This is a genomic window from Glutamicibacter uratoxydans (assembly GCF_006539925.1).
In the GTDB taxonomy this organism is placed as follows: domain Bacteria; phylum Actinomycetota; class Actinomycetes; order Actinomycetales; family Micrococcaceae; genus Glutamicibacter; species Glutamicibacter uratoxydans.
Window position 1 is genome coordinate 62,496 of the sequence record NZ_BJNY01000012.1, and the last position, 17,899, is coordinate 80,394.

A 17,899-nucleotide genomic window follows, 5' to 3' on the forward strand; every position below is an offset into this window, starting at 1 on the left:
GGCGTGAGAAGCGCACACACAAGGAGGCATGAATGCTGCAGATTGATCTGACCGGAAAAACCGCTATCGTCACTGGATCTACAGCCGGCATCGGATTTGCCATCGCCAGCAATCTGGCCGATGCAGGGGCCACTGTCATCATCAATGGACGTTCGGAGGGCAGCGTCGGCAAGGCAGTTGACGCGATGCTGGCAGAAACACCGAAGCGAAAGCTCCACGGCATCGCAGCGGACGTCACGACCGCCGAGGGCGCAGCGGCACTGGTTGAACAGGCCGGAGCCGTGGACATCCTCGTCAACAACCTCGGGATCTTCGGGGCCGCCGAGCCATTGGAAATCAGCGACGATCAGTGGCTGCGCTACTTTGAGGTCAATGTGCTCTCAGCAGTGCGCCTGACCCGGCTGCTTCTGCCCGGTATGCAGGAGCGCGGCTGGGGCCGCATCTTGAATATCGCCAGCGACTCAGCCACGGTGATCCCGGCAGAGATGATCCACTACGGAGTTTCCAAGACCGCACTGCTGGGCGTTTCGCGCGGTTTCGCCAAGGCAGCCGCGGGCACCGGCGTCACCGTCAATTCAGTCATTGCTGGCCCCACCCATACCCCTGGCGTCGAAGACTTCGTCTATCAGCTGGTCAGCAAGGACCTGCCATGGGAGCAGGCGCAGCGCGAGTTCATGAAGCTGCACCGCCCGCAGTCGCTTATCCAGCGCCTGATCGAACCGGTGGAGATTGCCAACATGGTCGCCTATCTTGCCTCGGACCTAGCCTCTGCAACCACCGGCGGCGCACTGCGCGTCGACGGCGGCTACGTAGATTCCATCCTTCCCTAGCACGCAGAAAACAGCGATGGCCGTGCTCCCCTTGCCAGAGGTGCACGGCCATCGCTGTTATCGAGCAGTACTTCGATCAGCTAGTCGACGAAGTTCTCAAGATCTACATCGCTGGTGTCGCGGGTCAGGAACAGGGCCACCAAGGTCAACACCGCTGCGACGGCCAGGTAGATGCCGACGCCCAGGGTGTTGCCGCCGCCGGCGTTCCAGAGCGCAATGGCCACGAAGGAAGCTGGCGCCGCGCCGATGACCGATGACAGGTTGTAGGCCACGGCAGAACCGGTGTAGCGGACATTGGACGGGAAGAGCTCTGGCAGGTAGGCGGCCATCGGGCCGAAGGTCAGGCCCATGAGCGTGAAGCCCACAATCAGGCCGACCATGGCGGCTGCTTGGCCCGGGCCGAAGAACAAGGTCCAGGTGGCGCCGAAGACCAAGATGCCGGCAGTGACCCAGATCAGGAACTTGCGGCGTCCGAACTTTTCAGCCAACGGGCCGGAGACCACGGTGAAGATGCCGAAGAAGACAACGCCGATGATCAGCATGGTCAAGAAGACCGGGCGGTCGATGCCCAGGCCCGGGACGAACGCCGCCGCGTCGAAGGCCTTGCCCTTGGCTTCTGCCGCCGCACGGGCTACCTCCGCAGAGGCTGGCGCGGTTCCGTAGGTCAGGGTGAAGGAAGTCATCAGGTAGAACAGCACGTAGGTGGCCAGCATGATGAAGGTGCCAGCCAAGGTCGGGCGCCAGTGGCGCTTGATGGTCACCGCGAACGGAGACTTCACGACCTTGTTCTGCGCAAGGACCTTCTGGAAGGACAGAGATTCAACCAGCTTCAGGCGGACCCACAGGCCGATGACCACCATGACTGCAGAGAAGAAGAACGGGATGCGCCAGCCCCAGGCCATGAACTGCTCCTGGGTCAGGTAAGTCTGCAGGCCTACGAAGAGCAGGTTGGCAATGATGAAGCCGACCGGTGCACCCAGCTGCGGGAAGGTTCCGTAGACGGCACGGCGGTTCTTCGGAGCGTTCTCAGTTGCCAGCAGCGCGGCGCCAGACCACTCGCCGCCAAGGGCCAGGCCCTGGGCGAAGCGCAGCAGCACCAAGGCCAGCGGTGCCATGACCGTCCAGAATCCCTGGGCCGGCGGCAGGAAGCCGATCAAGAAGGTTGAAATACCCATCAGCAGCAGGGAGGCAACAAGGGTCCCCTTGCGCCCCAGCTTGTCTCCGTAGTGCCCGAAGATGATCGAGCCCAGCGGGCGGGCAAGGAAGGCGACGCCGAAAATGGCGAAGGAGGAAAGGATGGCGTTGATATTGCTTGCGTTCGGGAAGAACAGAGCAGGGAACACCAGCACCGACGCTGTGGCGTAGGCGTAGAAGTCGAAGAATTCGACAGTTGTTCCGATCATGCTGGCGAAGAGTACGCGACCGCGGGTGTTTTCCTTTGGCGCTACCTTGGCTGTCGACTGAGACATGGGGGTGCGTCTCCTTTGATGGCTAACGAGTGACCGCCCCTGATGCCGGGGCTGACGTGAATGAAATAATCCTAAACCCGGATGACCAGCATTTGGATACTCGTGTCCACAATTTGGACATTATGACTATCGTTCGTCCCGGACACCGTCAATTAACGACAAAAGGGGCGCCTCCTGCTGATCAAAAATCAGCAAGAGGCGCCCCTGGATGCGCTTAACTGCGCAAAGTTCTTCGGCGTGCCCTAGCCGTGGCGGTGCAGGCGGCGTGCGGCTTCGGCCAGCGAACCGGACAGCGACGGGTACACGGTAAAGGTCTCCGCCACGTCGTCCACATGCAGCGCATTCTGCACTGCCAGTGCCAACGAGTAGATCAGTTCACTGGCGCGCGGAGCCACCACGACGCCGCCGATGACGGTGCCGGAGCCCTTGCGCGAAACGATCTTCACGAAGCCCTGCTCGACGTTCATCATCTTGGCGCGGGCGTTGGAGTTCAGGTCCACCTTGATGATGTTTGCCTGGTACTTGCCTTCGGCCACTGCCCGCTGGCTGACGCCCACGGTGGCGATCTCCGGCGAGGTGAAGATGTTGGAGGCTACGCGGTCTAGGTTCAGCGGCTTGACCGAGTCGCCCAAAAGGTGGGCCACGGCGATGCGGCCCTGCATGGCAGCCACGGAGGCCAGCGCGAAGACGCCGGTGCAGTCGCCTGCGGCGTAGATGTTGGTGACGGTGGTGCGCGAGACGCCGTCCACCTTGATGTGCCCCGAATCGGTGAGCTGGACGCCGGCTTCTTCCAAGCCGATGCCTGCGGTGTTCGGGATGGAGCCCACGGCCACCAGGCAGTGGCTGCCTTCCAGCACCCGGCCGTCGGCCAGGGTGACGTAGACCTTGTCGCCCTTGCGCTCCACGCCTTCTGCGCGGGCCTGCGCCACGACGTTCACGCCGTTCTCCTTGAAGACGTCTTCAAGTACGCCGGCCGCATCCGCATCCTCCCCGGGGAGCACGCGGTCGCGCGAGGAGACCAAGGTCACCTTGGCGCCAAGCAGGTTGTAGGCGGAGGCGAACTCGGCGCCGGTGACGCCGGAACCGATCACGATCAGGTGCTCGGGCACCTCGTTCATGTTGTAGATCTGGGTCCAGTTGAAGATGCGCTCTCCATCCGGCTTTGCGGTGGGCAGCTCGCGCGGGTGGGCGCCCACTGCCAGCAGGATCGCGTCCGCATCGATGTTCTGTTCGGAGCCGTCCGGGTGGGTGACGGCAACCGTGTTGTTGTCCACCAGGCGGCCTTCGCCGATCAGGATGCGCACGCCTGCGCGCTCCAGTCCGGTGCGGATATCCGCCGACTGCTCCTTGGCAAGATCAAGCAAACGGTGGTTGACCACTGAGAAGTCGGTGACAGCCGAGTCCAGACCGTCCACGTGGACGCCGAATGCCTCGGCCTGCTTCACGCGGCGCACGGCATCCGCCGTGGCGATCAGGGTCTTGGAGGGCACAACGTCGGTCAGCACCGCTGAACCGCCCATGCCTGCACGCTCCACCACCGTGACGCTGGCACCGAGCTGAGCTGCGCCCATGGCAGCTTCATAGCCGCCGGGGCCGCCGCCGAGAATAACTAACCGGGTTGCTTCATTTTTACGTTCTGCGCTCACGTTATCCATTGTCCATGATGCATGTGCATTGCGCACATCATCATGTGCACTAAGCAACGTGATTTTTGTTGTGCCCACGGTCAATCGCCTGACAAAGCGCTTAACGCGCTGTACCGTAATTTGGGTGACTGATATGCATAATGACCCACAGACCCTCGCAGCCGCTGCTGCCAAGGTAATTGCCGAGCGCACCGGCGTAGCCAAGCACGACATCGCACTGGTCCTCGGCTCCGGCTGGGGCGCCGCCGCCGAACTGGTTGGCGAGACCACCCACGTCCTGGACGCCACCGAAATCCCCGGCTTCCACGCGTCGGCAGTTCCCGGCCACAAGGGCAGCATCTCCTCGATCCTGACCTCCACCGGAAAGCGCGTGTTGGTGCTCGGCGCCCGCACCCACTTCTACGAGGGCCACGGCGTGCGCGCCGTCGTCCATGGCATCCGCGCCGCCGCCGCGGCAGGCTGCACCCAGCTGGTGCTGACCAACGGCTGCGGAGGCTTGAACGAGAACTGGAGCGCCGGCACCCCGGTGATGATCTCCGACCACATCAACCTCACCGCCGCCTCCCCGCTGGAAGGCGCCACCTTCGTTGATTTGACCGACCTGTATTCCTCGCGCATCCGCGCGATCGCCCGCGAGGTCGACCCGAGCCTGGATGAGGGCGTCTATGCGCAGTTCACCGGCCCGCACTACGAGACCCCTGCCGAGGTGCAGATGGCCAAGCGCATCGGCGCCGACCTGGTGGGCATGTCCACCGCGCTGGAAGCCATCGCCGCCCGCCATGCTGGCATGGAAATCTTCGGCATGTCCCTGGTGACCAACCTCGCCGCCGGCATCAGCCCGGTGCCGCTGAGCCATGAAGAGGTCATCGAGGCAGGCCAGGCAGCAGGCCCGCGCATCTCCAAGCTGCTGGCCCAGATCATCGCCAAGCTCTAGGCAGGCGATGGATACCAGCACAGATTTTTTACAGGAGAAGGAAGCGTGAAGGAAACTAAGCAGCTGCTGGCACAGGCAGTGAACTGGGCCGAGCAGGACCCGGATGCGGCAACCCAGGAAGAGCTCGGGGCGCTGATCGTCCGCGCACAGGACGGCGACGAGGTGGCCATCGCAGAGCTGGACGACCGCTTCAGCGGCGTGCTTGAATTCGGCACCGCAGGCCTGCGCGCAGAACTCGGCGCCGGCCCGATGCGGATGAACCGCATAGTGGTGCTGCGCACCGCCCGCGGCATCGCCCGCTTCCTGACCGCGGAAGCCAACGGCAAGTACCAGCCGCGCGTGGTCATCGGCTACGACGCACGGTACAACTCGGATGTCTTCGCCCGCGATTCCGCCGCGGTCTTCCACGCCGCCGGTTTCGAGGTGCTGCTGATGCCCGCGGCCCTTCCCACCCCGGTCCTCGCCTGGGCTGTGCGCCGCTTCGAGGCGGAGGCAGGCATCATGGTCACCGCCAGCCACAATCCGCCCAAGGACAACGGCTACAAGGTCTACGTGGGCGGGCGCGTGGCCCAAGACACCGGCCGCGGCGCCCAGATCGTCTCCCCCATCGACGCCATGATCTCCGTGCTGATCGACCCCGACGAGAACATCGGCGCGATCCCGCGGTCAATTTCCGGCTGGAGCGTGCTGCCCGGCGCTGGAGAAGAAGGCGACATCGAGGCCGAATACCTGGCCGCTATCCACCCTGTCATCGATGAGCAGGGCGCAGAACGCGAGCAGCTGCGCCTGGTGGTCACCGCCATGCACGGCGTGGGCGGGCACACCATGAAGCAGGCGCTGCTGGACGCCGGTTTCAGCGACGTGCACATGGTTTCCGAGCAGGAGGATCCGGACCCGGACTTCCCGACGGTGAAGTTCCCGAACCCGGAAGAACCAGGCGCCATCGACCTGTCGCTGACCCTGGCCCGCGCCGTGGGCGCCGACCTGGTGATCGCCAACGACCCGGATGCCGACCGCTGCGGCGCCGCCATCAAGGACAACGGCGAGTGGCGGATGCTGCGCGGCGACGAGGTGGGCTGGCTGCTGGGCGACCACCTGGCCCGTACCCTGCCCGAGGGCAGGGTCCTTGCCAATTCGATCGTCTCCTCGCGCATGCTGGCATCCATTGCCAAGGATGCTGGACGCGAGCACGAAGAAACCCTGACCGGTTTCAAGTGGATCTCCCGGGTGGAGAACCTCGGCTTCGGCTATGAGGAAGCCTTGGGCTACTGCGTGGCCCCCGAACTGGTCCGAGACAAGGACGGCATTTCCGCCGGCCTGATGCTCGCCGACCTGGCCGCCTCGCTGAAGGCGCAGGGCTCCAGCATCACCGAACGCCTCGATGAACTGGCCATCAAGCACGGCGTGCACCTGACCGACCAGCTCTCGCTGCGCTTCACCGACCTGTCGAAGATCGCCGTGCTGATGGACAAGGTCCGCACCGATCCCCCGGTGCATCTGGGAGGCTCGGCCATCAGCGAGCTCACCGACCTGGCCAAGGGCTCCGAAAGGCTGCCCGCCACCGACGCGGTGGTGCTGCACACCTTCTCCGGAGACCGGGTGATCATCCGCCCGTCGGGCACCGAGCCGAAGTTGAAGTGCTACCTGGAAACCATTGAACCGGTCAATGAGCCCTCCGAGCTGGCCAACTCCCGCCGCATCGCCAATGAGCAGATCGTGTGGATCAAGGAACAGCTCTCCGAATACCTGAACGCCGAATAAGAAACTCAGAAGGAAGACCATGAGTGAACTTTCAGCCCGCGACATCGCCGGCTACATTGACCACACCCTGCTGGCGCAGAACGCCTCGCGCGAACAGATCGTGAAGATCTGCGAAGAAGCAAAGAAGTACGAGTTCAAGTCCGTATGCGTGAACCCGCTGTGGGTTTCCACCGTGGCCCGCGAACTGGAAGAGTCGAATGTTTTGACCTGCTCGGTCATCGGCTTCCCGCTGGGCGCCTCAGCCACGGACGTGAAGGTCTTCGAGACCAAGCATGCGGTTGCCGATGGAGCCAACGAGATCGACATGGTGATCGACGTGGCCGCCGCCCTGCGCGGTGACCGCGATGCACTGGTCAATGAGATCTTCGCCATCGCCCAGGCCGCCCACGAGGGCGGCGCGATCCTGAAGGTCATCATCGAAACCTGCCTGCTCACCGAGGATGCCAAGGTGCTCGCGTGCGAGGCTGCCAAGGCGGCGGGCGCCGACTTTGTGAAGACCTCCACCGGCTTCTCCACCGGCGGCGCCACCGTCGAAGACGTCGCACTGATGCGCAAGACTGTCGGTCCGGAGATGGGAGTCAAGGCTTCGGGCGGCGTGCGCAGCCTCGAAACTGCCCGCGCAATGATTGCCGCAGGCGCAACCCGTCTAGGTTCTAGCTCAGGAGTTGCTATCCTAGAAGGAGAGCAAGGCGGTTCCGGCTACTAAGCCGCCGCACCAAGAGTTCAACAAGGAGAAAAAGTGTACTCGAACGGCAAGAATACGGCCCACTCCGGTGAAGGTCGTCTGGTAGGCAACATCGTCACGTTCGTGATCTTCTTCGTCGCTTTCTGCGGCTCGCTCTACGCACTGTCCTTCTGGACTTTCGAGAACGCATGGATTCCAACTCTGGCTTGCTTCGCGCTGGTTCTGATCGCTTTCGCGGTGCCAATGCACCTGCTGCGCCGCAGCGAGAGCGCCAACGAGATCGTTGAAGCTGCTTCGGAATTCCAGAAGTAATATCGCTTTACTGTGATGGGCGGGCCTTTGGGCCCGCCCATCACCATTTAACCGTGTGTCTTGGGCTCTTGCTGTCGCTGGCTTTCGCTCTTGGCCCAGCTGGCCAATAGCGCCAGCTTCTCAGCCGAGGTGCTTCCCGGCTGGGCTGTGTACGTAGTGAACTCGAGTGATGACCGCGGCTGGCTCGGTGTGGTCAAGGTCTGGTAGTAGAGTTCGATCGGGCCGACTACTGGATGATTCAGCCGCTTGGCCCCTTCGTGGACGAACCTAATGTTGTGTTTGGCCCACAGATCACGGAATTCGGCACTCATCGTTGATAATTCACCAATCAACTCGCGCAGTGACGCATCGTGTGGTTCTCGGCTGGCTTCTACCCTCAGCAGTGCGGCGGTTGCATGCGCTCCACCCTCCCAATCAATGAAGAAGTCGCGGGACGCGGGATCCAGGAAATGATACCGGGCAAAATTGGCATGTCCGTGTTCCCTGGTCGTTGCACTCTCGAACATCGGCTGGTGCAATGCTCTACCCAAATCGTTGGCGGCAATGACATCCAACCTACCGTTCCTGACGAACCCGGCGGCGCCGGTCATGGAATCAAGCAGCCACTGCATTTGAGCAGACGGTACCTGTTGCGGCTTTCGCTTCGCGGCTTTGCGATAGGTGCCACGGGCAGAACTGGCAAGCTCCCACAGATAGCTGCGTTCCTCGTCGGTCAGCTGCAGCGCCGTAGCCACCGCTGACAGCACCTCCTCGGAGACGCCGGCAATGTTTCCCTTTTCCAACCGGGTGTACCACTCGGGGCTGACGCCAGCGAGAACCGCTACCTCTTCGCGGCGCAGGCCCGGGACCCTTCTGCGGCTGCTTTCGGGGAGCCCTACCTGCGAGGGGCTGATGCGCGCCCTCCTGCTGGTCAGGAATTCCTTGATGTCAGCACGCATGTCGCCGGAGTCGTTCATAGTTCAACGGTAAACCAGTCAGCGTGAATTATGGGGGCAGAATTTGTACCCCTATAACCTGGGCCTTCTTCGAACAGCTGAACTTCTGTGTACTTGAAATCGACAGAAATTCACGCTTCCTCCGAAAGAAGAATGGCCCACTTGAGTCAAACGAACACCCAAGAAACATCACTGAAAGCGGTGTCTGCATCATCAAAGCTGCCGCTGTCGATATATATCCTGGCGCTGGGCACCTTCCTGATGCTGACGACCGAATTCATCATCGCCGGGATGCTCCCACAGATCGCGGCAGACTTGGACATCTCACTGCCCGCAGCCGGTTCGCTGATCACCGTCTTCGCAGCGGGAATGGTCATCGGATCACCGCTTATGGCAATGCTGACGATCAAGCTGCCCAACAAGCTCACGCTGATTCTGGCACTGCTGGTATTTTCAGCCGGGCATGTAGCGGTCGCCCTGAGCAGCAGTCTTGCGCTGCTGCTGGGCGCGAGGTTCTTGACCGCTCTGGCAACCGGAGCTTTCTGGTCCGTTGCCAGTGTTGTCGCTGCAAGGCTCGCCCCTGCAGGGTCCGCTTCGAGGGCGCTGGGCATCATCACTGCCGGCGGTATGCTTGCCACGGTGCTCGGCGTGCCCATCGGCGCATTCTTCGCACAGGTCACCGGATGGCGGGGAACATTTGTGGCCTTGGGCTTCTTGGCGCTGCTAGTTGCAGGGGTCATTGGCACATGCATTCCCACCCAAAACAATGATCACAGCCAGTTCTCCCTGCGCTCCGAAGTTGCGGGCCTGCGCTCCCCGCGGCTATGGCTGGTTCTCGCTGCCTGTGCAACGACCACCGGCGGCGTCCTGGCAGCCTATTCCTACATCGCGCCCATGCTCACCCAGTCAGCCAGTTTCAGCCCGGCGGCGGTTCCGTGGATCCTTGCAGCCTTCGGCACAGGTTCATTTATCGGCGCGATCCTCGGCGGCCGAATCGGCGATCGGCACCCGCACCTGCTGACAATTCTGGTACCGGTCGCGAGCACACTGCTGTTGGGCCTGATCTATGTCAGCTCCTCCAGTCCAGTCCTACTCGTCGCCTCCATCGGACTACTCGGTCTGAGCGGACTCAGCGCCAATCCGGTGCTGATCTCGCTGGCGCTGCGGTACTCGCAACAGGCTCCTGCTCTGGGCTCGTCGCTCAGCGTCGCGGCATTCAACCTCGGAACCATGGCAGCTTCATTCTTCGGCGGCAAGATGCTGGACACCTGCTTCGGGGCTCAGGGGCCAGTCCTGCTCGGCATGGCGGTCGCTGCCCTGACGTTGATCCCCGCCACTTTTCTTGCCAAACCTCATACCAGCGCTGCTACTGCATCGTAGACTTTTCCCACCACGACCCAAAGGAATAAAAAATGACATTAGCCAAGGCCTATGCAGCCCCAGCCGCGGGCGAAGCCCTGCGTCCGATTGACATCGAGCGCCGCAGCGTCGGAGCACACGACGTCCTGATCGACGTGAAGTTCGCCGGCATCTGCCACTCCGACATCCACACGGTGCGCGGAGAATGGGGAGAGCAGTCATACCCCCTGGTGCCGGGCCACGAAATTGCAGGCATCGTCGCCGAAGTGGGCAACGCTGTCACCAAGTACAAGGTAGGAGACCGGGTGGGCGTCGGCTGCATGGTCAATTCCTGCGGCACCTGCGACTACTGTGAAGCCGGCGACGAACAATACTGCCGCAACGGCATGCTCGGGACCTACGGAGCCGTGGACCGCGACGGCAGCATCACCCAGGGCGGCTACAGCACCCACGTGGTCGTCACCGAGGACTTCGTGCTCTCGATCCCCGAGGGCCTCGACTTGGATGTCGCCGCCCCGCTGCTCTGCGCCGGCATCACCACCTTCTCCCCGCTCCAGCGCTGGGGCGCAGGACCTGGGAAGAAGGTGGCCATCGTCGGGCTGGGCGGGCTGGGACATATGGCGGTGAAGATCGCCGCCGCCATGGGCGCCGAAGTCACTGTGCTTTCGCAGTCGCTGTCCAAGCAGGCTGACGGCTTGCGCCTGGGAGCACAGCACTACTACGCAACCAAGGACCCTGAGACCTTTGAGAAGCTGGCTTCAAGCTTCGATCTGATCATCAACACCGTCAGCGCCCCGCTGAACATCAGCTCCTACCTGGACCTGCTGCGCGTGGACGGAGCCATGGTCAATGTAGGGGCGCCTGCAGAACCGCTGCCGGTGAACGCCATGGCGCTGATCGGCGGGCGCCGGTCCTTCGCCGGGTCCATGATCGGAGGCATCGCCGAAACCCAGCAGATGCTGGACTTCTGCGCGCAGCACCATCTGGGCGCGGACATCGAGGTCATCTCCGCTGATCAGATCAACGAAGCCTACGACCGCGTGCTCGCCTCGGATGTGCGCTACCGCTTCGTCATCGACACCGCGACGCTGAACTAGGCTGGATGCGGTGCAGGAGTTTCCTGCACCGCTCAGAGCCTCTGGAGGACCACATGCAGGATTCATGGCAGGCCGCGATTGACGGCTTCTGGACCCAGGCGCAGGGAAAAACCGCGGCGCAGCTGCACGAAGAGCTCAATATCCTGCTGGGCCCAGATGTTCCCGAGGCCAACGTCCTCTTTGAACGCGCCAGCCTGCACGACTACCTCGGCGAAGAATCCCAAGCGGTAGGACTCTACCGGCATGCGCTTGAATCGGGCTTGGCCGAGGCCAAGCGCAGCGAAGCGATCATCCAGCTGGGCAGCAGCCTGCGCAATATCGGGCAGCCCCAGGCGGCGGCAAAGCTGTTGGGACAAATCAGCGCCGATGATCCGCTGTTCACCGACGCTCAGGGATTCCTTGCCCTGGCGCTGCTCGATGCAGGAAAGCCCGAATCAGCGGTAGCCACAGCCCTGCAGGCGCTGGCACCGGCCATGAAAATCTATTCGCGGCCGGTGCAGCGCTATGCCCAGGACCTGGCAGAACGCGGCTAGTTCTTGCCCTCGGCAGCCGGAGGGGTCGGCTCGAAGATCGCGTAGATCAGCTTCTCCGCCCACTCCAAGATCGCCTCATCGGCCAGGTCCCGTCCGCCGATCGGCGAACTCTTCGGCTTGGGTACGAAGATCGCATTCAACGCAGGCTTGTTGGCCGAGCCCGGGTAGAGCCGTTCCAAACGCACCTGGCGGCTGGCCGGCAGGTCCTCGATCTTGGCTGGCGCCAGCTTGATGTTGTTGCCGATCTGCTGGATGTCATGCAGCCCCACCGCGCGGGCGCGGATGCGCAGGGCGGCGACCCGCAGCAGGTTCTGGACCGGTGCCGGCGGCTTGCCATAGCGGTCCTCAAGCTCCTCGCGGACCTCGGCGAGCGCCTCATCGGTCTCGGCGGCCGCGATATTCCGGTAGGCCTCAAGGCGCAGGCGCTCCCCGGGCACGTAGTCGTGCGGCAGGTGCGCGTTGACCGGCAGATCGATCTTCATCTCGGTGGCTTCTTCTTCGCCCTCGCCCTTGTAGTCGGCGACGGCCTCCCCGACCAGGCGCAGGTAGAGGTCGAAGCCCACACCGGCGATATGGCCCGACTGTTCGCCGCCGAGTAGGTTGCCCGCTCCGCGCAGTTCAAGGTCCTTCATGGCCAGCTGGTAGCCGGAGCCCAATTCGTTGTGGGCAGCCACTGCCTTCAGGCGTTCAAGGGCCACCTCGCCCAGCGGCTTTTCGGCGTCCCAGAGGAAGTAGGCGTAGGCGCGTTCGCGGCCGCGGCCCACGCGCCCGCGCAGCTGGTGCAGCTGGGACAGGCCGTAGTTGTTCGCCCTATCCACGATCAGCGTGTTGGCGTTGGAGATGTCCAGGCCCGTTTCGATGATGGTGGTGGAGACCAGCACGTCGAACTTCTTTTCCCAGAAGTCCTGGATGATCCGTTCCAGACGGGATTCGCTCATCTTGCCGTGGGCCACCTCCACGCGGGCTTCGGGCACCAGTTCGCGCAGCTCGGCGGCGATCTTGTCGATGGAGGAGACGCGGTTGTGCACAAAGAACACCTGGCCGTCGCGCATCAGCTCGCGCTTGATCGCGGCGCTGATCTGCTTGTCGCTGCGCGGACCCACATAGGTGAGCACCGGGTGGCGCTCCTCCGGCGGGGTGGCCAAGGTGGAGGTCTCGCGGATGCCAGTCAGGGACATCTCCAGGGTGCGCGGGATCGGGGTGGCGCTCATGGCCAGCACGTCCACATTGGTGCGCATCTTCTTGAGCTCTTCCTTGTGCTCCACGCCGAAGCGCTGCTCCTCGTCGATGATCACCAGGCCCAGGTTCTTGAACTCCACGGTCTTGGACAACAGGCGGTGGGTACCGATCACGATGTCCACCGAGCCGTCCTTCAGGCCGGCGAGGATCTCCTTGGATTCCTTGGCGGTCTGGAAGCGGGACAGGGTCTTCACGCGCACCGGGAAACCGGAGTAGCGCTCGGTGAAGGTCTGGTAGTGCTGGGAGGCAAGCAGCGTGGTGGGCACCAGCACCGCCACCTGCTTGGAATCCTGCACCGCCTTGAACGCCGCGCGCACGGCAATTTCGGTCTTGCCGAAGCCCACGTCGCCGGAGATCAGGCGATCCATCGGGATCTCCTTCTCCATATCCGTTTTGACCTCGTTGATCGCGGTGAGCTGGTCAGGGGTCTCGATGAAGGCGAAGGCCTCCTCCAACTCATGCTGCCACGGGGTGTCGGTGGCGAAGGCGTGGCCTCGGCTTGCCATGCGGGCCGAGTACAGCTTGATCAGATCCCCGGCGATCTCCTTGACCGCTTTGCGGGCCTTGGACTTGGTGCTAGCCCAGTCCGAGCCACCCATCTTCGACAGGGTCGGCGCCTCGCCGCCCACATAGCGGGTGATCAGGTGCAGCTGGTCGGTGGGGACGAACAACTTGTCCCCCGGCGCGCCGCGCTTGGAGGAGGCGTATTCGACGACCAGGTATTCGCGCTTGGCGTCCTTGCCCGAGCCGTTGACCTTGCGGGCCACCAGCTCCACGAACTTTCCGATGCCGTGCTGCTCGTGCACAATGAAGTCGCCAGCCTGCAGGCTCAGCGGGTCCACCGCATTGCGCTTGCGCTTCACGGTGAGCTTGCGTCCCTTGCGGTTGGGGTAGGCGCTGGAGCGGCCCAGCAGATCGGCTTCGGTCAGCAGGCCGGTCTTCAGCTCCTCGAAGACGAAGCCGCGGCCCGCCACCGCCTGGGTGATTTCGATCAGCCCCTCGGTCGGAGCCTGGGACAGGTCTTCCACGCGGTGCGCCGGGATCTTGAACTCGGCGAACAGCTCGGACAGGCGTGCTGCCGGGCCGGGCCCTTCGGTGGCCACCACCAAGCGCCAGCCGTCGGAGACGCGGGAGGAAATGAACTCCATCATCCCTTCGATATCGCCCTGGTAGCCGTGCGGTTCGCGGGCCGGAACCCGGATGGTTGCAGCTCCCAGGCCCAGCTCTTCATCGGCGCCCAGGGAGGTGATGGCCCACCAGGACACCTTCGCAGCATGTGCATGCTCGACGGTCTGCGCCAGCGATGCGAAGTCGCCGGTGGCAAGTTTGCGAGCCGAATCTGCGGTGCTCAAATCCAGCGGAGCCGCTCCCCCATCGGAGGCGGTGGCCCAGGCGGCGGCAAGGAATTCAGCGTTGGTTTCGTTCAGGTCATGGGCGCGGGCTCGGACGCGCTCGGGCTCCATGACCAGCGCGATCGAGGATTCAGGCAGCAGCGAGAGCAGCGGCACCATGTCATCCACCAGGAGCGGAGCCAGGGACTCCATGCCTTCCACCGCGATGCCGCCGGCGATCTTGGTGAGCATTTCGGCGGCGGCTGGGAAGCTGGCCTTGAGGTTGGCCGCGCGGCTCATCACCTGCGGGGTGATGAGCATTTCACGGCAGGGGGTGGCGATGATGCTCTTGGGGCCTGCACCCTCATGGGAGCGCTGGTCGGCGATCGAGAAGTAGCGCATGGAATCGATCTGGTCCCCGAAGAAGTCGATGCGCACCGGGTGTTCGAGGGTTGGCGGGAACACGTCGATGATGCCGCCGCGCACCGCGAACTCGCCGCGGTGGGTCACCATGTCCACGCGGGCGTAGGCGGCGGCTGCCAGGTCCCTGATCACCGAGTCGAAGCCGGGCTCGGCATCGAGCTCAAGACTGACCGGGCGCAGGGCGCCGAGCCCGGCCACCAGCGGCTGGAGCACCGCGCGGATTGGGGCGATGATGACCTTCAGTCCGGTGTCCCCGTCATGCAAGCGGCGCAGCACCTCAAGGCGCCGGCCCACGGTGTCCGAACGCGGTGAGAGGCGCTCATGCGGCAGAGTCTCCCAGGAGGGGAACTCAGCAATCTGCTCAGCCGGAAGGTACGCGCTCAGCGAGGAGGAGACTTCCTCGGCCTCGCGCCCGGTCGCGGTGACGATCAGGGTGACAGCTCCGTTGTTGCCGTCCTGAAGCCCCTGACTGACGTGGGCGCTGAGAATGGAACGCATGCCCTGCGGGGCAGCGATTTCAAGTTCCTCGCTGCGTGAAGAATAGCTGTGTGCTGCACTTTGTCGGATGCGTCGGAAGGATGGTTCCTCGCGCAGGAAATCATGAAGTCCAACTAGGCTCATGCGGCTTTCGTGTCCTCTCGTGCAGATTGTGGGATGCAGCATTCCTTGGGCGGCGCTGGTCCCGGTATGACACCACGAACACCGACCGCAAATGAATTCCGCGGCCGGCTAAATGCCAATATGTTGTTTTGATGCCTTCCTAGCCTACCTAATGCCGTGAACCAGATAGGCTTAAAGCTGTCCTTATCCCGGGTTGGCTTTTGCCGTGTCCCGGGCCGCCTTGATTTTTAGATTGGGATACCTTTCATGGCATTGAACGCAAGCACTCAGATCGCTCACCCGGCAGATCAGGTAATTGCCACCTTGGCAGACCGCGGCTTCGCTGAGCACCTGACTTCGCTGGCCAACGGCACCCTCCAGGACTTCACCGTCGACGGCGACACCGCTGGCGCTTTCACCCTGACCACCGTCCGCGCCATGCCAACCGATCGCGTGCCTGACATTGCCCGCAAGTTCGTCGGTTCCTCCATCGACGTGACCCAGGTTGAAGAGTGGAGCGCTCCAGATGCCTCCGGCAGCCGCACTGCCAACGTGAAGATCACCGTCGGCGGCGTTCCAGTTTCGGTATCCGGCAGCGAAACCCTAACTGCCCAGGGCGACAACACCGATTTCGCCATCGAGGGCAAGGTTTCTTCCTCGATCCCATTCATCGGCGGCAAGCTGGCTTCCGCTGCAGAGCCGTACCTGGCCAAGGCACTGAAGCTGCAGGCTTCACAGGTCACCGCTTGGCTGAGCAAGTAGTCTCCTGACGCGCCCGAAAGGCGCTGAGACCACGCCCGGAATCGCTTCATATTCTTTGTTGCGGTTCCGGGCGTTCGTCATCTGAAGGGCTGTTTGCGTTAGGCTTGAACTCTGGTGTGCCGGGAAGTCTGGTCGGCGTGAACTGTCCATTTAAAGAAGTAAGCGAGTGCAGAGCATGAGCAACAACTCTTCTTCGGGTACACCGAAGAAACTATTTTCCCGGCCAAGCTACAGCGAATCGCTGCGCATCGGCGACATCCTCCGCAAGGAAACCGTTGGCGGCCTGGTCCTCATCGCAGGTGCCGTGCTGGCGCTGATTTGGGCCAACACCCCGCTCAAAGATTCCTACTTCGAACTGCGCGATTTCCACTTCGGGCCGACGATTTTCGGCGTAGACCTAAACCTCTCCCTCGGCCACTGGGCCGCTGACGCATTGCTGGCAGTCTTCTTCTTCCTCACGGGTCTGGAGTTGAAGAAGGAATTCGTCATCGGCGACCTGCACAACATCAAGACCGCATTGGTACCCGTGACTGCAGCTTTTGGCGGCGTCTTGGTTCCCGCGCTAATCTTCGTTGCCATCAACGCCCCGACCGGCGGCGCCGAAACGCTCAAGGGCTGGGCGATCCCCACGGCAACAGATATTGCCTTCGCCGTCGCTGTGCTTGCAGTGATCGGCTCGGCGCTGCCAGCCGCCCTGCGCATCTTCCTGCTAACCCTGGCCGTCGTCGACGACCTGATCGCCATCGTGATCATCGCTGTGGTCTTCACCGAAGACCTCCAGCTAGGCTATCTGGCACTGGCGCTGATCCCCATCGCCCTATTCTTCTGCCTGGCCCGGTTCTTCCCGAAGTTCTTCGAGAAGCACGCCTGGGCCGCCTGGGTCATCCTGCTCCCGCTGGGCATCATCACCTGGATCATGGTCTTCGGCTCCGGTATCCACTCAACCATTGCCGGCGTGGTCCTCGGTTTCTGCGTGCCTGTACGCCGCAAGGACGGCCTGCCGAAGAAGGGGCTGGCAGAGCAGTTCGAACACCGCTTCCGCCCGCTGTCTTCCGGTTTCTGCATCCCTGTATTCGCATTCTTCGCAGCCGGCGTCACCGTGATCAACACCGGATCCTCGGGTTCCACGCTCTTCACCGACCCGGTCTTCTGGGGCATCGTCCTGGGCCTGATCTGCGGCAAGCCGATCGGCATCATGGCGTCGACCTGGGTGCTGACCAAGTTCACCAAGGCGGAATTGGACCCGGATACCAAGTGGTCCGATCTATTCGGCGTCACCCTGCTGGCCGGCATCGGCTTCACAGTATCACTGCTCGTTTCTGAACTGTCCTTCGGACTTGAGTCTGCCCACTATGAGCATGCCAAGGTGGCAATTCTTGCTGGTTCCCTCGGTGCTGCCGTTCTTGGTGCACTGTGGCTGGTGCCACGCAACCGCCGCTACCGGGAATTGGCGCTGCGCGAGAGCATGGACGCGAACAAGGACGGCATCCCGGATGTCTACCAGCAGGATGAAAAAGGAAACTAGAGCGGTCCGCCTAGATTAGGGGAAGTTCATGGTGAATTTTCGGCCTGGCATAGGAAGCATCGTCGACTACGTCGAAGCCGACAATCAAGACCCAGAGTTTCGCAGGAAAACGCTGGAAACTTTAGAGGATTGCAAACCGCTGCCGGATCCGGCAGTCGCGGTTCTTCAGATGCGGCAGGCAACAGGAAACAGCGGGAGTGGCGAAGTATCCGCCCTGGAGCTGCGCTCATTGCTGGAGCGCTACCTGAAAGACCTGCAGAATCAGACGCTCACAGGCCCGATGAGGCGCAATGCCATGGCGAATATTGTTTCGGCAGTGCTTGCGAATCGCCAAGACACCGAAGAGTCTTCACCAGATTCGCTGGTGGACGATCTGCTGCTGGTACTGGAAGAGTTCTTCTGGTTGGAAAATACGACAGTTGCAGCGGTCCTCAGAAGCCTTGGCTGCTAGGAACTCC

General features: G+C 62.7%; 15 protein-coding genes. 11 read left to right on the plus strand and 4 right to left on the minus strand.

Annotated elements, in window-relative coordinates; genetic code table 11:
* Nucleotides 1-35: 35 nt before the first annotated feature.
* Nucleotides 36-830 (plus strand): SDR family NAD(P)-dependent oxidoreductase, encoded by a 795-nt coding sequence (locus AUR04nite_RS11330; RefSeq protein WP_141365231.1) that lies wholly within the window; start codon nt 36-38, stop codon nt 828-830.
* An 80-nt stretch (nt 831-910) separates the two neighbouring features.
* Here the strand turns inward: AUR04nite_RS11330 and AUR04nite_RS11335 are convergent, their stop codons facing one another.
* Together AUR04nite_RS11335 and AUR04nite_RS11340 are read right to left on the minus strand one after the other, a co-directional pair.
* Nucleotides 911-2,299 (minus strand): MFS transporter, encoded by a 1,389-nt coding sequence (locus AUR04nite_RS11335; RefSeq protein WP_141365064.1) that lies wholly within the window; start codon nt 2,297-2,299, stop codon nt 911-913.
* A gap of 242 nt (nt 2,300-2,541) precedes the next feature.
* A complete protein-coding gene (locus AUR04nite_RS11340; RefSeq protein ID WP_141365066.1) occupies nt 2,542-3,954 on the minus strand; it encodes an NAD(P)H-quinone dehydrogenase in 1,413 nt (470 codons plus the stop codon).
* Nucleotides 3,955-4,078: 124 nt separating this feature from the next.
* Here AUR04nite_RS11340 and AUR04nite_RS11345 point away from each other — a divergent pair, with 124 nt between their 5' ends.
* Genes AUR04nite_RS11345 through AUR04nite_RS11360 form a run of 4 tightly spaced genes read left to right on the plus strand, consistent with a single transcriptional unit; the run spans nt 4,079 to nt 7,637 of the window.
* Nucleotides 4,079-4,879 (plus strand): purine-nucleoside phosphorylase, encoded by an 801-nt coding sequence (locus tag AUR04nite_RS11345; protein ID WP_174787877.1) that lies wholly within the window; start codon nt 4,079-4,081, stop codon nt 4,877-4,879.
* A 45-nt stretch (nt 4,880-4,924) separates the two neighbouring features.
* Nucleotides 4,925-6,640 carry a phospho-sugar mutase gene (locus AUR04nite_RS11350; RefSeq protein ID WP_141365068.1) on the plus strand — a complete coding sequence of 572 codons (1,716 nt, stop codon included), beginning with the start codon at nt 4,925-4,927 and terminating at the stop codon, nt 6,638-6,640.
* Nucleotides 6,641-6,659: 19 nt separating this feature from the next.
* Nucleotides 6,660-7,346 carry a deoxyribose-phosphate aldolase gene (deoC, locus tag AUR04nite_RS11355; protein ID WP_141365070.1) on the plus strand — a complete coding sequence of 229 codons (687 nt, stop codon included), beginning with the start codon at nt 6,660-6,662 and terminating at the stop codon, nt 7,344-7,346.
* 33 nt (nt 7,347-7,379) lie between these two features.
* Complete coding sequence (locus tag AUR04nite_RS11360; protein WP_141365072.1) at nt 7,380-7,637, plus strand: hypothetical protein; 258 nt, start codon at nt 7,380-7,382, stop codon at nt 7,635-7,637.
* 47 nt (nt 7,638-7,684) lie between these two features.
* Here the strand turns inward: AUR04nite_RS11360 and AUR04nite_RS11365 are convergent, their stop codons facing one another.
* The gene (locus AUR04nite_RS11365; protein ID WP_141365073.1) at nt 7,685-8,593 is read right to left on the minus strand and encodes a helix-turn-helix transcriptional regulator; all 909 of its coding nucleotides are present in this window, start codon (nt 8,591-8,593) and stop codon (nt 7,685-7,687) included.
* 141 nt (nt 8,594-8,734) lie between these two features.
* On the opposite strand from AUR04nite_RS11365, the gene AUR04nite_RS11370 reads away from it, so the two are divergent.
* From AUR04nite_RS11370 to AUR04nite_RS11380, 3 genes are read left to right on the plus strand one after another with little or no spacing between them, the layout of a single operon-like run.
* Nucleotides 8,735-9,952, plus strand: a complete 1,218-nt coding sequence (locus AUR04nite_RS11370; protein WP_218024679.1) for an MFS transporter — start codon at nt 8,735-8,737, stop codon at nt 9,950-9,952.
* A 32-nt stretch (nt 9,953-9,984) separates the two neighbouring features.
* Complete coding sequence (locus tag AUR04nite_RS11375; RefSeq protein WP_141365077.1) at nt 9,985-11,028, plus strand: NAD(P)-dependent alcohol dehydrogenase; 1,044 nt, start codon at nt 9,985-9,987, stop codon at nt 11,026-11,028.
* Nucleotides 11,029-11,081: 53 nt separating this feature from the next.
* Nucleotides 11,082-11,561 (plus strand): tetratricopeptide repeat protein, encoded by a 480-nt coding sequence (locus tag AUR04nite_RS11380; protein WP_170184189.1) that lies wholly within the window; start codon nt 11,082-11,084, stop codon nt 11,559-11,561.
* Here the strand turns inward: AUR04nite_RS11380 and mfd are convergent.
* Entirely contained in the window at nt 11,558-15,175 is a 3,618-nt protein-coding gene (gene mfd, locus AUR04nite_RS11385; RefSeq protein WP_141365081.1) for a transcription-repair coupling factor, read from the minus strand. The genes AUR04nite_RS11380 and mfd overlap by 4 nt on opposite strands.
* Before the next feature lie 246 nt (nt 15,176-15,421).
* On the opposite strand from mfd, the gene AUR04nite_RS11390 reads away from it, so the two are divergent.
* The 3 genes from AUR04nite_RS11390 (at nt 15,422) to AUR04nite_RS11400 (ending at nt 17,892) form a co-directional block, all read left to right on the plus strand.
* A complete protein-coding gene (locus AUR04nite_RS11390; RefSeq protein ID WP_141365083.1) occupies nt 15,422-15,916 on the plus strand; it encodes a DUF2505 domain-containing protein in 495 nt (164 codons plus the stop codon).
* A gap of 175 nt (nt 15,917-16,091) precedes the next feature.
* The gene (gene nhaA / locus AUR04nite_RS11395) at nt 16,092-17,441 is read left to right on the plus strand and encodes a Na+/H+ antiporter NhaA (protein WP_141365085.1); all 1,350 of its coding nucleotides are present in this window, start codon (nt 16,092-16,094) and stop codon (nt 17,439-17,441) included.
* A 28-nt stretch (nt 17,442-17,469) separates the two neighbouring features.
* Nucleotides 17,470-17,892, plus strand: coding sequence for a hypothetical protein (locus AUR04nite_RS11400; protein ID WP_141365087.1), 423 nt, complete (start codon nt 17,470-17,472; stop codon nt 17,890-17,892).
* Nucleotides 17,893-17,899 lie beyond the last annotated feature (7 nt).

Bases quoted from the DNA above. Each gene is read 5' to 3' on its own strand.
- AUR04nite_RS11335 (WP_141365064.1), bottom strand. From the start codon at position 2,299: ATGTCTCAGTCGACAGCCAAGGTAGCGCCAAAGGAAAACACCCGCGGT.
- AUR04nite_RS11340 (WP_141365066.1), bottom strand. From the start codon at position 3,954: ATGGATAACGTGAGCGCAGAACGTAAAAATGAAGCAACCCGGTTAGTT.
- AUR04nite_RS11345 (WP_174787877.1), top strand. From the start codon at position 4,079: ATGCATAATGACCCACAGACCCTCGCAGCCGCTGCTGCCAAGGTAATT.
- deoC (WP_141365070.1), top strand. From the start codon at position 6,660: ATGAGTGAACTTTCAGCCCGCGACATCGCCGGCTACATTGACCACACC.
- AUR04nite_RS11365 (WP_141365073.1), bottom strand. From the start codon at position 8,593: ATGAACGACTCCGGCGACATGCGTGCTGACATCAAGGAATTCCTGACC.
- AUR04nite_RS11375 (WP_141365077.1), top strand. From the start codon at position 9,985: ATGACATTAGCCAAGGCCTATGCAGCCCCAGCCGCGGGCGAAGCCCTG.
- AUR04nite_RS11380 (WP_170184189.1), top strand. From the start codon at position 11,082: ATGCAGGATTCATGGCAGGCCGCGATTGACGGCTTCTGGACCCAGGCG.
- mfd (WP_141365081.1), bottom strand. From the start codon at position 15,175: ATGAGCCTAGTTGGACTTCATGATTTCCTGCGCGAGGAACCATCCTTC.
- AUR04nite_RS11390 (WP_141365083.1), top strand. From the start codon at position 15,422: ATGGCATTGAACGCAAGCACTCAGATCGCTCACCCGGCAGATCAGGTA.
- nhaA (WP_141365085.1), top strand. From the start codon at position 16,092: ATGAGCAACAACTCTTCTTCGGGTACACCGAAGAAACTATTTTCCCGG.
- AUR04nite_RS11400 (WP_141365087.1), top strand. From the start codon at position 17,470: ATGGTGAATTTTCGGCCTGGCATAGGAAGCATCGTCGACTACGTCGAA.